We start from the raw sequence: 13,875 nt of genomic DNA on the forward strand, positions 1-13,875 counted from the left end.
TTGCATGGGGCTTTCCATGGCGGCTTCCGGTGGACACGAATACGTGTTGCGCGCCCTCGTCTGCCTGGTGCTGACCCAGGCCCGGATCGTCGCGATGTGCGCGTTGATCCCGCCCTTGGGCCGCAACGTATTGCCGGGACGCCTGCGGGTGACGTTGACGGCTGTCCTGGGGGCCTTCGTGGTGCCACTGATGATGGTGCAGGCGCCCGAAAAATTCAATATGGCGCTGTTGATGGTGATCCTGCTCAAGGAGGTGTTCATCGGCCTGTGCCTGGGCTATGCGCTGGCCGTGCCGTTCTGGATTTTCGAATCCATCGGCACCTTCATCGACAACCAGCGCGGCGCCGGCATCGCTTCCATCTTCAACCCGGAACTGGGCAGTGAAACCACGCCCCTGGGGACTTTCCTGGGGCGTGCCTACGCGGTGCTGTTCTTCACCACCGGTGGCTGGACGCTATTTCTCGCCGTGCTGTACGACAGCTATCTGCTGTGGAATCCCTGGCACTGGTATCCGGCGTTGCGCCTGGATGCCTTGCCGTTATGGCTGGGGCAGGTCGACACCCTGCTGCGCCTGATGGTGCTGTATTCGGGACCGGCCATCATCGTGATGTTGCTGGCCGAGGCCGGCCTGGGGCTGGCCAGCCGGTTCACGCCGCAGTTGCAGGTGTTCTTCCTGGCGATGCCGATCAAGAGCGCATTGGGCATCCTGATGCTGGCGTTGTACCTGCACGTGCTGGCCGACCATGCCATCGGGCTGTCCAGCCGCGTGGGGGAAGTCCTGCCTCTGCTGCGGCCTTATTGGGGGGCGCCGTGACCCAGGCGAAGACCGAGCCGCCGTCGCAAAAGAAGTTGCGCGATTCGCGCAACAAGGGCGATGTCTCGTATAGCAAGGACTCCAGCCAGGCCCTGTTGCTGGTCGCGCTGCTGAGTTATGCCTTGTTTTCCGGCTCCACCTTCATGCCCCTGCTGATACAGCTGATCCAGGTGCCGGCGGGTGTTCATGGACTACCGTTTCCCGAGGCGCTGAGCCTGGCGGGGGGGCGCTGCCTCACGTTGATGGTGTACATCCTGCTTCCGTTCATCGGCATCCTGCTGGGAGTGGGCTTCATGGCCGACGTATTGCAGGTCGGGTTCCTGATGGCCTTCGAAAAAATAAAGCCATCGGGGAAGCGCTTGAACGTGGCGGAGAACGCGAAGAATATCGTTTCGAAACGCAATCTCGTGGAAACCTTGAAGGCCATCGTCAAGATAGCGGGATTCTCGTATTTCATCTACATCCTGGTGCGCGATGCCGTGCGGCCCTTGGCCTATGCGGGTTATGCGGGCATCGAGCCCTTCTTCGCGCTGGTGACGCGATTGGCGAGGCAACTGCTGTTGTGCGTGGCGATGCTGTGCGTCGTCATCGCGGCTTTCGACATGTACTGGCAACGCCGGGAAAGAACGCGGCGCCTACGCATGACCAAGCAGGAGGTCAAGCGCGAGCACAAGGAGCAGGAAGGCTCGCCGGAAATCAAGCAACAACGCAAGCAGCTACGCAACGAGAGCGCCAACGAGTCCTCGCAGTTGGCGAAGAAGGCCACCGCGATCGTGGTGAATCCGACCCATATCGCTATCGCCCTGTACTACGAGGCGGCTCGCACGCCCTTGCCGGTGCTGCTGGCCAAGGGTTGCGACGACGAGGCGCTGGAGATGATCGCGGCGGCCAGGGAGGAAGGCGTGCCCATCCTGCGTGACGTGCCGCTTGCGCGGCTGTTGTTCGCCGACGCGCCGGTGGAGGCCTACATACCGACCGAGTTCATCGAGCCCGTCGCGGCGGTATTGCGCTGGGCGCGCGGCCTGGAAGACAAGCAGGAAGACGACTCCGGGGCGGGCGGCAAGCATACGACCTATGACACCTATATGGATAGGGAAGGATAAAGAAGCGATCATGAGCAGATTCATACCGGGAGCCCCCCAAGGCCTGGTCAAACGCCACGCCGCGGCTGGCGGTTGCTCCGCCGCGGGTTCGCCGTCGTGGCGCCGGGCCGCGGGGCTGGGCGCAAGGCTGATACTGGCCGCCTTGTTGGCCGGCGTGTCATGGCAGGCTGCCGCCGGCCCGCGCTGGCCGCAAGTGCCTTACACCTATTTCGCCGACCAACAGACCTTGCAGGAGGTACTGCAGCATTTCGCGTCCGGCTTCAGTCTTTCGCTGCGCCTGGGTACAGGGGTGGGCGGCATCGTAAGCGGCAAATTCAATACGAACACGCCCACCGACTTTCTCGACCGCCTGGGCGGCGTCTATGGATTCAACTGGTTCGTCTACGCGGGCACGCTATACGTCAGCGACGCGTCGGAGGTGCAGACACGCACCATCAACGCGGGGCCGAACGGTATCGGCGGAATGCGCCAGGCCCTGCTGCAGCTGGGCGTGCTGGATCCCCGCTTCGGCTGGGGCGAGCTGCCTGGCCAGGATATGGCGCTGGTGTCCGGACCCAAGGCGTACGTGGACCTGGTCGCGCGCACGTCGCAGTCCTTGCCGACCGCCTCCGCGCGGCAGGAGATCGAGGTATTTCGCCTGAAATACGCGTCGGTGAGCGACCGTACGGTCATGTATCGAGACCAGGCAAGCACGACGCCGGGGGTGGCGACCGTGTTGCGCAACCTGATCGAGGGGACTTCCGATGCCGGTACGGATGCCGCCTTGCGCGTCATCGCGCAGCCCCTGCGTCCAGCGCCCACGCTAGCCAATGACGCCACGGCCGGCGTGGCCGATGAGGGCAGCGGTCCCGCGGCCTATATGGGTGGCCGGCCGGGGCCGGGCCAGGGCGCGGCTGCCGGCGCAGCGCCGGGCGCGCCCTGGAGCGGGGCAGGGGCGAGACGCCGGCCCGCGCGTTCCATCCAGGCCGATCCGCGCCTGAACGCGGTGATCATCCAGGATACGCCCGAGCGCATGCCCATCTACCGCGCGCTGATCGCGCAGCTGGACGTTCCCAGCACGCTCATCGAAATCGAGGCGATCATCGTCGACGTCAACGCCAGCGCGGTCAATGAGCTGGGTGTCGACTGGCAGGGCAAGGCAGGCCGGTTCAACTACAAGTTCGACAATGGCACCTCGCCGGGAGGAAACACATTGAAGGGCGCGCTGGCCGGGGTACTGAAGCCGGGAGCGCTTGGGCTCGGATACTCGTCGGAGGTGCTGAATGCGCAGTTGAATGTGCTGGAGACCAACAGCCAGGCGGACGTCCTGGCCCGCCCGTCGGTAGTCACCACAGACAATACCAGCGCGGTCCTCGACTTGAAGCAGACCTTCTATATCGAGCAGACCGGGGAAAGGGTGACCAACGTCACGCCCGTATCGGTGGGAACGTCGCTGCGGGTGGTGCCGCGCTTCATCGAAGCGCCCCAGGGACGCCAGGTCGAACTCACCATCGACATCGAGGATGGCAATGTGATCGAGGGCAGGGTGGCCGGCAAGTATCCGACTACCAAGGCGAACTCGATCAGCACGCTGGCCTTGGTGGGCGACGGACAGACGCTGGTGATCGGCGGCTACAACAGCAACCAATTGCGCGACGAGGTTTCCAAGATTCCGCTGTTGGGCGACATCCCCATATTGGGCGCGCTGTTTTCCAATCGGTCGAAGAGCCGGTCGCGTACCGAGCGGCTGTTCATGATCCGGCCCCGCATCGTCGCCATCAATGGGCGCGCGGTCGTGGAGGATGAGGATCTGATCCCGCGAGGCCGTGCGCTGGATGCTACCTGGACGACGGGGTCGACGCTGGGCGATGCGCTGGGGTTGATATTGATGGATCGTGGCGCGTCGACGCGGCTGCGCCAATAATCGATACGCAATGCTCACTTGCCAATATTCAAAGGCCTGCGGCGTCCAGGAGACTGCATGCCGGAACGGCGTAAGCGCGGAGTGGGGCACCGCGCTTACGCCTTCAGTCGTCGAAATGGAATCCTTTGTCGGTGAGGCGTCGCCGCAGTTCCGCGCGGGCGCGGGACAGCCGACTGCGTATGGTGCCAACGGGTACGCCGACCCGGTCCGCCGCTTCTTCATACGTGTAGCCGTTGAGCCCCATCATCAACAGGATTTCGCGCATGTGGGACGGTAGTTCCTCCAGCGTCTTCTGCAGCAGCGTCATGGTCTGGTTCTGCTCGGCGACGAAGTCGGGCGCCGGGTCGTGCGATGCGCGGTCGACCAGCACCTCTTCGTTGACGAAGTAGTACCGGCACTCCGGCGCGCGGGAAAGATAATTTCGAACGAGATTCAGCGCGATGCCATAGAGCCAGGTCGATAACTGCGACTCCCCGCGAAAGGTGTCGTAGGAGCGCGCGGCCTCCAGAAACGCCTGCTGCGCGAGATCCTCCGCGTCCGGGCAGTTGCCGATCTGTCTGATGATGAAGCGATGAAGACGGGTGGAGTGATTCTTGACGAGGTCGATGAAGATGTCGTCATGACAATTCTTCAACGCCGTGATCGATCTGGTGTGAGGAAGACGTTTCTTGGCGCGCTCAACGAGGGGGGCTAGATGTGTCATGATGTCTCGACCGAGGTTTTGATGCGATCGAGTATGGCCCCATCGAATCTGGCATGGCGCGTTCACCGCCTGTTCCACGAGATTCTCATTTGACGCTGGTTTTACGAAGCCGAACGAAAGACATAAAAACGGTTAAAGAACTCAGAAACCTCATATGTTTTGAGACTTTTCCCATGGCATTTATTGATGCCCGTTGATGGGGCTTGAAGTAGTTGATGATTACTGGTCGACGTAGCGTTTTTCACGTTCATTTTTCCGAAACTTAGGAACGAAAATTCATCGGCGTTACAAAGCTGGCTGGAACACGGCACGACTCGGGCGGTCGCTGCGCATATCGGTGAATACGAATGCACGTGCTCCGCTGGATCGATGACTAGGAGAGAACGGTGGATGCTGGCCAGGATACGGTTCCGCGGTCCCTGCCATACGACTTCGGTGCGGGCGAGTCTGGCCTTCTGGGAGGGGCGGTGTTTCGAGCGGGGTTGCGTGCCGGAACGGGCATGTCGCGCCGCGCGTCCGGATCGCGCAGGAAGTCCGGCATGGGCGATGGCGCGGTGGACGCATTGGGCTTGGTGGCAGCCCAGGCGGGGCCGCCGACGCGGGTCCCCTTGCGCGCCTATGTTCATGAAGTCCGTTTGCTGGAAGTGGTCGCGAGCCTGCTGCCGTCGATCGCGCGGGCGCATGATGCGGCTGGCGTCGTCGTCGATGTGCGACCCTTGATGACCGCCTTGCTGCGCGTCACGCTCAATCCGCGGGAGGCAGGCGATATCGCGGCGCGCATCCAGCGCTGCGTGACGGCATGCCTGGCCGCGCAGGAAGTGGATGGGCTGGCGCTGCTGCGGCTGGGGTACACCAGGCATCGCAAGCTGCTGGAGGATGCGGGTCGCGGGCTGTCCGCGCGCTGGGGGGCGGACGGCGCCGCTCACGGTGGGATGTTGCTGTCGCTTTTCCTGCGCGCGCTCGATGCCGGTCTGGAGCAGTGCGCGGCGCGCGCCATGTCGCGCGCCGTTTGCGAGATGGCGGAATTGTTCGCGGCCGAGGCGGGCTACCCGGGCATGGATCCCTTGCCGATGTCGCATGCGCGCCTGCAGGCCGTGCTTCGCGTCCAGGCCGAGCATGTGCAGGTGCTCAAGGCGCCGCGCGAATCGATCGCGCAATTCATCGGCCGCGCGGTGCAGTGCCTGCCGGACACGGCATTGGGGGCGCTGGCGGGCGCGGCGGCGCAGGCGTGCGATATGCAGGCGGTGACGACGCTACAACCGTTCCTGTACGCGGCACGGGATGATGGCGGCTTGGCGCGGCATCTGCCCAAGCTGCTGTTTCTGGCGGCCGCCGATACGGTGCGGGACCGCTTGAAGGCGCGCGTCATCACCGTTGCCGGCGCGATGCGCGCGGAGATCGATGCGGGCGGCGACGCGGCGGCCGCCTTGCGCCTGGCATGGGGGCGCTGCCGCCATGCGCTGGACCAGATGCAGGCGCGCGTGATCGGCGCGGCGGGCGTGGTCTTGCCCGATATCGGCATGTTGATGGCGGACCTTCTGCGGCTGGGAGGGAACAGCCTGGAACCCGGCCTGCTGTACCGCATTTACGAAGGGCTGCCGCAGGCCTTGGCCGCGCGCGATGACGTCGCGCCTCGGCGCCTGTTGCTGCTGGCCTTGCAGCGGGCCCGGGAGGTCGCCTGCGGGGCACCCTTGCCTAATCCGCGCAATGGCGATCGGGCGCGGGCGTGGTCGCAGCTGCGGGAGTTGGCATTCTTGCGCGATATGTCGGACGAGGCGGACGGGATGCATGCGTCGCCGCGGATGCGCGCCGCCTTGCGGCGGGCGCGCAGTGCGGTACCACTGGATAGCCTCGATGCGGTGCTGGCGATGAGCGACCACGAACTGGGCTGCTTTCATTCCGCCGCGATAGGCCTGGAGCTGTTCGGCTACAGGACGCGGGCGCGAGCCTGGAACGAAGGCTATGCGCGCCGCATCGCCATGTCAGACGAGGCCTTGCGCGCTGGCGCACGGCGCCTGTTGCAACTGCTGCGCTTGCCCCAGGTTGGCGTGGACGCGCTGCTGCGCGCCTTGCGGGACCTGGCCGAAATCGTACACGCGCGCAATACGCGCAGCGAGTCTCTGGGCCTGCTGGCCACGGAGGTATGGCGTGACGAAACCACGCGCTCCCAAGCCGATGCGATCCTGGCGCAGATCGCCGCACGGACGACCTGGGATCATGCCGTCGCCGCGATGACGGGGCCCGCGGCACGGCTGGCCCTGCGCGCGCTGGCCGCGGCGCACGCGGGCCTGGTGCGCGGCCGGGAGACGGCATTCGAGTGGCCGTCCGCGGGGCGAGGGCGGGTTTGGCGATTGCGCACCGCCATCGTCTGGCTGGAGGCCGTGCATGCCGCGCTTTGGCAGCGATGGATGCGGTTGGCGGGTATTTCCGAATGGGCGGCGCCGCGGTTGGCCGCGCCGCCGGGTTGGAGCGGCAGCTCACCGGATCACTGGCCGGCGCTTGCGCGGTCTGCCCTGGCGGGCGAGTTCGGCGTGCTGTTGCCGGTGCGTCCGGCGCTGCCGCCGGTCGTACTGGGCCAAGGCGTCGAGCGTGCCTTCCTGTATGCGTGTTCGGTGCTGTCCGCGCGTCTCTTCCAGACGGGACCACGGGCGCCGCGATTTGTCCGCCATGCCGTCAAGGATGACGATGGCGCGCAGACGACATTGCGGGTATGCCGTGATTTCATGGCGGACGCGCTGGAGCGGATCTGCCTGTCTTTCAGTATCAGCGGCGTCAATGCGCAGGGTGCTGCCCTGCGCTTCGGGTTGTCGCCGTGGGACGGGGTGGAGGGCGGCCGCGATAGCGCGGTGACGCAGGCCTTGCAGGCCCTGGTGCTGCTGGCGGGGCCGCGCGATGCACGGCGATTGACGGTCCTGCTCAACCGCGTGCTGGCGCAGCCGGTCTGGCGGGTGCTTGCCATGGTGGGACGGGACGCACCCCTCTGCCTGGGCGATGACCGTGCCTATCTGCCCCAGGACAGCAGCAGCCAGATCCACGTCGATGCCGCGCGCCTGCCGGACGGCGCCTACCGCCTTGACGTCGCCGTGTGCTTCGAACAGCTGCGCGGCATTGACGTGGACGATCCGCACCGCGGCCGGCGCCGCGTGGCGCTCGACCCCCATGTCAGCCGTGTCTGCGCGACGTATGCCGTGCAGGCGGATCCGGGTTTCACCAACTTTTCATACCTGATCGGGTCGGCGGGCTTCCGTTATCAATTGATTGCCGGCGGGGCGGAGACGGACGCGGATACCGACACGGACACATGCGCGGCGTCATTGTGAGGGTCTATTTCAGATTCTTCTTATTCTTTGCCTTCGCCCTGGTCCCTAGAATGCCGCTGCTTGCCGCCGGAGCGAGGCAAGTCCCGCTCGCGAGCCCTTGGGGCGGCGACGCGGTTGCTGCTCTCCCTGAAGCTCGCCGTGGCGGGCGTGGAATGAAAAATGAGAACGTTCTATTGGGTGTCGGGCATAGGCGGGACATGGACCTATATCGACGCTGCCTACAAGCAGCATGGCCGTATCGACTGGTTCGACGATATTGCCGACATAGGCTACTGGTGGCAGACGGCGTACGACAATGGGATGTCCTATAGCCTGGACGTCGCGAAGCGCAGCGTCGAGCAATCGATATTGCGCCGGGCCACCGAGGCGGCCGCGCGCATCATGGAGCAGACCTTGCTTGATGACGGCGTCGCATCGGCCACGGATGCAATGCCGGAAGCGGGGCTCGACGAGGTGCGCGAGGCGGCGGCACCGGTTGATTCCGTCCTTCATGCCGCCAGGCCGGATGCCTATCTGTCCGCGCCGGCGGCTTGAGGGGCCTCCCGTCAACCGTAGAATTCGGCGGGCATGGGCTTGCCGTAGAAATGACCTTGGCCATAACGGCAACCGCTCTGCAGCAGCTGCTCCTGGTGGGCCCGGGTTTCGACCCCTTCGGCGACGATGTCGAGGTTCATGCTGGTGCCTAGGGCAATGATGGCGTCGACGATGGACTGGGCGTCCGGTTCCTGGACGAACGATTTGTCGATTTTCAGCGAGTCGATTGGAAAGCGTTGCAGCTGCGATAGCGAGGCGTAGCCGGTGCCGAAATCGTCCAGCGCGATGTGTATGCCGGCGTCGTGCAACGTGCGCAAGGTGCTCTCGACCGCGTTGCTGCCCTGGCCGAGGTAGACGCTTTCGGTGATTTCCAGCGTCAGTTGCCGCGGATTCAGCCCGTACTTCTTGAGCAGGGACAGGATTTGCTCGGCCAGGTCGCCGGTATAGAACTGCGCCGCGGCCACGTTCACGGACACGCGGCCGAAGTCGAAGCCGGTTTCGTTCCAGCGCTGCATTTGCGAGAAGGCCGCGTGCAGCGCCACGTTACCCAGCGCGGGCGCCAGCGTCTGGTCGTCGAAGGCGGCAGAGAAGACCGCCGGCGACAGTATGCCCCGTTCCGGGCGCGACCAGCGCATCAATGCCTCGAAACCCGACAGGGTCTGGCTGCGCATATCGTAGATAGGCTGGTAGTACAGGATGAATTCGCCGCGCGCTATTCCAATGCGCACGTCGCGCAGCAGTTGCACCCGCTCTTCCAGGTGGTCGCGCATCTTGGGTTCGAACATTACGGAGCAATCGCCACCGGCCTTCTTCGCCTGGTATAACGCGATGTCCGCACTGCGTATCAGCTGGTCCGCGTCGGCGGCCTGGCGCGGCGCCTCGGAAACGCCGATGCTGACCGAAACCATCAGCGTGTATTCCGGATACGTCATGGGCGCTTTCAGCGCCAGGCGCAGCTGATCGACCTCGGAGAGGATGTCGCTATCGGCGCTGTCGCCCTGCGCATTGGCGATGACCGCGAATTCATTGCTGCCGATACGCGCGGCAAACGTGCCGACGGGGAAGAATCCGGCGATACGCTGGCTGACGTCGGTCAGCAATTGGTCGCCGGCATGGTGGCCCAGGGTGTCATTGACTTCCTTGAAGCCGTCGATATCGATGGCCACCAGGCTGATCGGTTCCGCGCGGACGAAGCGACGGCCCAATTCCAGCAGGAAGGCGCCCCGATTGGGCAGGCCGGTCAGCTTGTCGATGTAGGCCAATTCGTGGAAGCGGCGCTGGGCTTCGACCTCTTCCGTAATGTCCTCGATCAAGCCGTGCACGCGCACCACCCGACCGTCGCGCAATTCCGGCTCGGCCAGGGCATGGATCCAGCGCGAGGTGCCGTCGAGGCGCTGGATGCGCCGGCGCGAGTCGTAGCCCTTGCCATCGCGCAGGATGCGGGCTAGATCCTCGCGGGTATCGATCAGGGCATCGCCGGGATAGAAGCGGCGCAACATCATGTCCAGCGTCGGCTTGGTGGACGGCTCCAGTCCATAGATATCCATGGCCTGTTCGCTGAGCGTCAGGCCGCCAGTCTCGACGTTGTATTCCCAACCGCCCACGCGGGCCAGGCGGGATGCGCGCGCCAGCAGTTGTTCGCGCACATGGGCATCGTCGAGCGCGCGGCGGGCCTGCACGACGGCGGCAGCCACGGCTGAGTAGCCGCGCAGGTGGCGCAGGTCGTCGGGCGTGAAGGGACGGGTCTGGCTGTCGGCGATGCATAGGGCGCCAGCGCGCTCGCCCGCGTGCAGCAGCAGGGGCACCGCGACGAAGAAGCGCATATCCGCGGGGGCGCCCGCTGTCGCCAGCGCTTCGGCGTCCAGATGGACGACGTCCTGCGCTTCCTGCGTCGGCTGGCTCAGTTGCTGGCACAGCATAGCGTGCTCCGCGGCGCCGCCATGGACGCACAGCGGCATGACGGGATCGCCGTGGTCGGTGATGACCACGGTGGGAACGCCGAAGAAAACCGCGATCAACGCGCACAAGGGATCGAGGCCTGGCGGCATCGTGTCGGCCGGACCCTCCGCCACGCGCGGGCGTGCGGTTCTCGGTTCGCTTTTCGAGGGAGGAAAGCGCAAAACGCTCATGCTGGACCGCTATCGATAGGATCGCCGCGGCCGATGGGCCGCGTCCGCCAATTTAACCATCAGCCGCGCCAGCTTGCCGTCGACGCGCACCGTTCTTACGAATGATTTCCTGATGGCGCCGGACTGGGCAAGTCCTCCGCCGGCAGGCTGATGGTCCAGCCTTCATTGTTGCGCCTTACCTGCCAGCCGTAGCACTGCGCCACCAAGTCGACTTCCTCCATGTGCAGGGGCGGGGAGGTGTCAGGGCGCGGTTCGCGTCCGCTGGCGTCCGCGGGGGCCGACAGGATGGCGGCTTCGATCCGGCCAGGCTCCGCCAGCCTGATGTCCAGGATACCGCGTTGAGGCAGGGTCTGTATGGCGTGCAGCATCCAGGCCATCAGGACATAACGGGCGGGGCGCTGGGCGACCGACGCGGCATGGCCAAACTTTTCAAGCTGCACTTTCTTTCCGGACAACAGCAAGTGCGAGAACGCCAGCTTGCGGCATTCGAGCATGACGTCGTGCACATCGCTGCGCAGGCCCTCGTCCTGGAACCAGGTGTTGAGCAGCCTGATCGTTTCCACGCTTTCGTCCAGCATGCCGTCGAGGTCGCTGACGAAGGGCGGCGCGGCCGGGTCCAGGATGGTGCCCTTGGCGATGGATTTTTCGAGCAGGACGATGGTCAGCTTGGCATTGGACAGGGGCTTTAGCGCATCGTGCCGCAACACGGGAAAGACCTGCGCGAGGACCTTGAACTGAATGCCGGCCAAGGCCTGGGCGCGTTGCGGTTCCAGCGCAGTCATGCCGACTTCCTTTCGACCCGGGCCAGCAGCTCTTCCAGCGTGGACAGGTCGACGGGTTTTTCCAGCCAGTGGTCGAAGGCCACGGCTTCCGGCCGCTGGCTGTTCTTCGGCAGGCCGCTCAGGGCGATGATGTGGACGCCGTTGCCGAGCTGCTTGCGCATGCGGGCGGCCAGTTCATAGCCGTCGCAATCGGGCAGCATGATGTCGGTAAGGATGACGTCCAGCCGGCCGTTCTCGCATAGCGTCAGCGCCTCGGCGCCCGTCGCCGCCGTCTTCGCATCGTGGCCGAGCAGGCCGACGAACTCCGAGAGCAATTCCGACGCCATGTCGTTGTCATCGACGATCAAAATCTGGAGGCCTTCGGCACTCATACGGAAATCCGCTCCTCGCGCCTCCAGGCAGGACGCTGTCTATATATCTGCGTTCGCGATGGTCGGTGGCGCCTGATCCTGGCAGATGCTGAATTACCGCCTTGCTGCGCCGTAGTGTGACACGATTACCGAAAGGCGCAGAGAGCGCCGCGATTTTCTGTTACAAAACAAATAAATAATTGCTATCTACGGAGACAGGGCCGGAACTTCAGGCCGGTTTCCCGCTTGCCGCGCCCTCGGAGGCCGAGGCCGCGCCGGGTCGGGCGGCGGCCGCGCGCTGGGCCGATCCGTGCCGCGCCGGCAGCGCATACCGACCTTCGCGGTACGCCCAGCTGGGCCACAGCGCATGGGCCAGTGCTTCGTGCGCCAGCGCTTCGTCGACGGGCACGGGTTCGTATTTTTCCGGCGCCGTGTAGTGGAACTGGGCAGGCGCTTTTTGCGGTCCCAGCACCAGCAACTGGTCGCCCTTCAGGTAGCCGTAGTTGTCGCCGTACTGCATGATGGCGCGGCCGTCGTCGCCGGCGCTCGCCTGCGCGCGGGTCAGGTCGCGGCCCAGCATGGGGTGCTGGGTCTGCACGCCCATCAGGGAAAGCAGGGTGGGGCCGAAATCGATCTGGCTGATCAGGCGGTCGTCGCGGCGCGGCGCGATGTCGGCGCCCAGCATCAGGGCCGGGATCTGGAAGTGGCGCACCGGCACCAGGCTTGCGCCGGACACGCGCGAATCGTGGTCGGCGGCGATGAGGAAAACGGTGTTTTCCCAATAGGGCGACTGGCGCGCCTGATCGAAGAAACGGCCCAGCGCCCAATCCGCGTAACGCACCGTGTTTTCCACGGTGGCCGGGTTGCCGTCCGGTTCGATGCGGCCGCTGGGGTATTCCCAGGGCGTATGGTTGGAGACGGTGAAGGCCAGGGTGAAGGTGGGCTGGTCGCCATCGGCGCTGAGCAGCCGGTGCAACTGGTTGAACATGTCTTCGTCGGAGGCGCCCCAGGTGCCGACGAATTGCGGGTCGACGAACTCGCCGCGATCGACGATGTGGTCGAAGCCGTTGCCGAGGAAAAATCCCTTCATGTTGTCGAAGTGGGCTTCGCCGCCATAAATGAAGCGGGAGCGGTAGCCGTGGCGTCCCAGCAGGTCGGCCAGCGTGAAGAAGCCGCGTTGGGCATCGGGCAGCTTCACCACCGCCTGCGCCGGCGTCGGCATGAAGCCGGTGACCACCGCCTCCAGGCCGCGCACCGAACGGGTGCCCGTGGCATAGGCGCGGGTGAAGTTCCAGCCCAGTTCGGCCAGCTTGTCGAGGTTGGGCGTCAGTGCGGCGCCGCCCAGGTTGGCGACGTACTGCGCGCCCAGGCTTTCCTCCAGGATGATGACCAGGTTCAGCGGCCGCTGCCGGGGGCGCGCGGGCTCCTGGGTGTGCATGCTTGGGAACTCGGGGTCCGCCGGCGGGTAGGGCAGGCCGGCGCTGGCCAGGACCTGGGCATGCATGGCCTGTTCAGGCATGTTGCCGTAGACGGCCGATGCCGATTTTTCGTTCTTCATGCTGTAGATCGCGTACAGCACGCTATAGAGGGAGTTCAGGGGCAGCATGTTGAGCATGCCGTCCGCGCAATAGGCCACCGTGGAAGGATTGATGGGGCGGTGCTGCAGCGTGCCGCGGATGGCCAGGATGCCGATGGCCAGCGCCAGCAGGCTGACGATGGGAGCCAGCCACCAGGCGAGCGGGGCGTCCGGCACGGGCTGCGCGAACAGCGCGTGGCCCAGCCAGGCCGCCAGGATGACGATGACCGTGCCACCCAATACCGGCACCTTGAAGCCGCGCCACAGCATGCCCGTAACTTCGCGCGGGTGCTTGAGGTATTCCACGAACAGCCGGTTGGGGCGCGAATCGTATTCCAGGATGAAAGGCGGCGTCGCCACTTCCATGAAGACCAGCAACAGCCATGCGAACTGGAACCAGACCGAGGCGATGCTAGTGGCCAGCGGATAATGGCCCAGCCAGGGCGACAGGACGGCCGGCGCTACCGCCAGTACGGCGACCTCATGCGCGTCGATGCGCAGGCCACCCAGCATGATGGGCCGCAGGCCGCCCGCGTTGCGCACGCGTTGGCGCTGCCATGTCGCCAGCGCCAGCCGGCTGAGGCTGAGCATTGCGAAGGCCGCGATGATGAAAATCAGAGTCAGGTGCCGCATGGGCTCTCCCGGACGACCGGCGCACAGC

The 13,875-nt window shown here is 65.2% G+C and carries 10 protein-coding genes; 5 read left to right on the top strand and 5 right to left on the bottom strand.

The window, feature by feature from the left end; translation table 11 throughout:
• The first annotated feature begins 4 nt into the window (after nt 1-4).
• The 3 genes from sctT to sctC are packed head-to-tail and all read left to right on the top strand — an operon-like array spanning nt 5 to nt 3,820.
• The gene (gene sctT, locus C7R54_RS14445) at nt 5-814 is read left to right on the top strand and encodes a type III secretion system export apparatus subunit SctT (RefSeq protein ID WP_158021203.1); all 810 of its coding nucleotides are present in this window, start codon (nt 5-7) and stop codon (nt 812-814) included.
• Nucleotides 811-1,917 carry a type III secretion system export apparatus subunit SctU gene (sctU, locus tag C7R54_RS14450; RefSeq protein ID WP_158021204.1) on the top strand — a complete coding sequence of 369 codons (1,107 nt, stop codon included), beginning with the start codon at nt 811-813 and terminating at the stop codon, nt 1,915-1,917. The genes sctT and sctU overlap by 4 nt, the downstream gene beginning before the upstream one ends.
• Nucleotides 1,918-1,927: 10 nt before the next feature.
• Nucleotides 1,928-3,820, top strand: a complete 1,893-nt coding sequence (sctC, locus tag C7R54_RS14455; protein ID WP_158021205.1) for a type III secretion system outer membrane ring subunit SctC — start codon at nt 1,928-1,930, stop codon at nt 3,818-3,820.
• A 103-nt stretch (nt 3,821-3,923) separates the two neighbouring features.
• Here the strand turns inward: sctC and C7R54_RS14460 are convergent, their stop codons facing one another.
• Nucleotides 3,924-4,523, bottom strand: a complete 600-nt coding sequence (locus C7R54_RS14460) for an RNA polymerase sigma factor (RefSeq protein WP_129151156.1) — start codon at nt 4,521-4,523, stop codon at nt 3,924-3,926.
• Between the two features lie 500 nt (nt 4,524-5,023).
• Between C7R54_RS14460 and C7R54_RS14465 the strand changes: the two genes are divergently transcribed.
• On the top strand, nt 5,024-7,843 hold the full coding sequence (locus C7R54_RS14465; RefSeq protein WP_129151157.1) for a hypothetical protein: 2,820 nt from the start codon (nt 5,024-5,026) through the stop codon (nt 7,841-7,843).
• A 159-nt stretch (nt 7,844-8,002) separates the two neighbouring features.
• Nucleotides 8,003-8,377 carry a hypothetical protein gene (locus C7R54_RS14470; RefSeq protein WP_129151158.1) on the top strand — a complete coding sequence of 125 codons (375 nt, stop codon included), beginning with the start codon at nt 8,003-8,005 and terminating at the stop codon, nt 8,375-8,377.
• A gap of 11 nt (nt 8,378-8,388) precedes the next feature.
• Here the strand turns inward: C7R54_RS14470 and C7R54_RS14475 are convergent, their stop codons facing one another.
• From C7R54_RS14475 to C7R54_RS14490, 4 genes are all read right to left on the bottom strand, one after another.
• Entirely contained in the window at nt 8,389-10,506 is a 2,118-nt protein-coding gene (locus C7R54_RS14475; RefSeq protein ID WP_129151159.1) for a putative bifunctional diguanylate cyclase/phosphodiesterase, read from the bottom strand.
• A 95-nt stretch (nt 10,507-10,601) separates the two neighbouring features.
• Complete coding sequence (locus C7R54_RS14480; protein WP_129151160.1) at nt 10,602-11,288, bottom strand: hypothetical protein; 687 nt, start codon at nt 11,286-11,288, stop codon at nt 10,602-10,604.
• Nucleotides 11,285-11,659 (bottom strand): response regulator, encoded by a 375-nt coding sequence (locus C7R54_RS14485; protein ID WP_129151161.1) that lies wholly within the window; start codon nt 11,657-11,659, stop codon nt 11,285-11,287. The genes C7R54_RS14480 and C7R54_RS14485 overlap by 4 nt, the downstream gene beginning before the upstream one ends.
• Before the next feature lie 208 nt (nt 11,660-11,867).
• The gene (locus C7R54_RS14490) at nt 11,868-13,847 is read right to left on the bottom strand and encodes an LTA synthase family protein (RefSeq protein WP_129151162.1); all 1,980 of its coding nucleotides are present in this window, start codon (nt 13,845-13,847) and stop codon (nt 11,868-11,870) included.
• Nucleotides 13,848-13,875 lie beyond the last annotated feature (28 nt).

Origin of the sequence: Achromobacter aloeverae (genome assembly GCF_004121055.1) — a bacterium.
Classification (GTDB): domain Bacteria; phylum Pseudomonadota; class Gammaproteobacteria; order Burkholderiales; family Burkholderiaceae_B; genus Bordetella_C; species Bordetella_C aloeverae.

What these genes read in the sequence shown, in the direction of transcription:
- sctT (WP_158021203.1), top strand. Translation starts at nt 5, where the DNA reads ATGGGGCTTTCCATGGCGGCTTCCGGTGGACACGAATACGTGTTGCGC.
- sctC (WP_158021205.1), top strand. Translation starts at nt 1,928, where the DNA reads ATGAGCAGATTCATACCGGGAGCCCCCCAAGGCCTGGTCAAACGCCAC.
- C7R54_RS14460 (WP_129151156.1), bottom strand. Translation starts at nt 4,523, where the DNA reads ATGACACATCTAGCCCCCCTCGTTGAGCGCGCCAAGAAACGTCTTCCT.
- C7R54_RS14465 (WP_129151157.1), top strand. Translation starts at nt 5,024, where the DNA reads ATGTCGCGCCGCGCGTCCGGATCGCGCAGGAAGTCCGGCATGGGCGAT.
- C7R54_RS14470 (WP_129151158.1), top strand. Translation starts at nt 8,003, where the DNA reads ATGAGAACGTTCTATTGGGTGTCGGGCATAGGCGGGACATGGACCTAT.
- C7R54_RS14475 (WP_129151159.1), bottom strand. Translation starts at nt 10,506, where the DNA reads ATGAGCGTTTTGCGCTTTCCTCCCTCGAAAAGCGAACCGAGAACCGCA.
- C7R54_RS14480 (WP_129151160.1), bottom strand. Translation starts at nt 11,288, where the DNA reads ATGACTGCGCTGGAACCGCAACGCGCCCAGGCCTTGGCCGGCATTCAG.
- C7R54_RS14485 (WP_129151161.1), bottom strand. Translation starts at nt 11,659, where the DNA reads ATGAGTGCCGAAGGCCTCCAGATTTTGATCGTCGATGACAACGACATG.
- C7R54_RS14490 (WP_129151162.1), bottom strand. Translation starts at nt 13,847, where the DNA reads ATGCGGCACCTGACTCTGATTTTCATCATCGCGGCCTTCGCAATGCTC.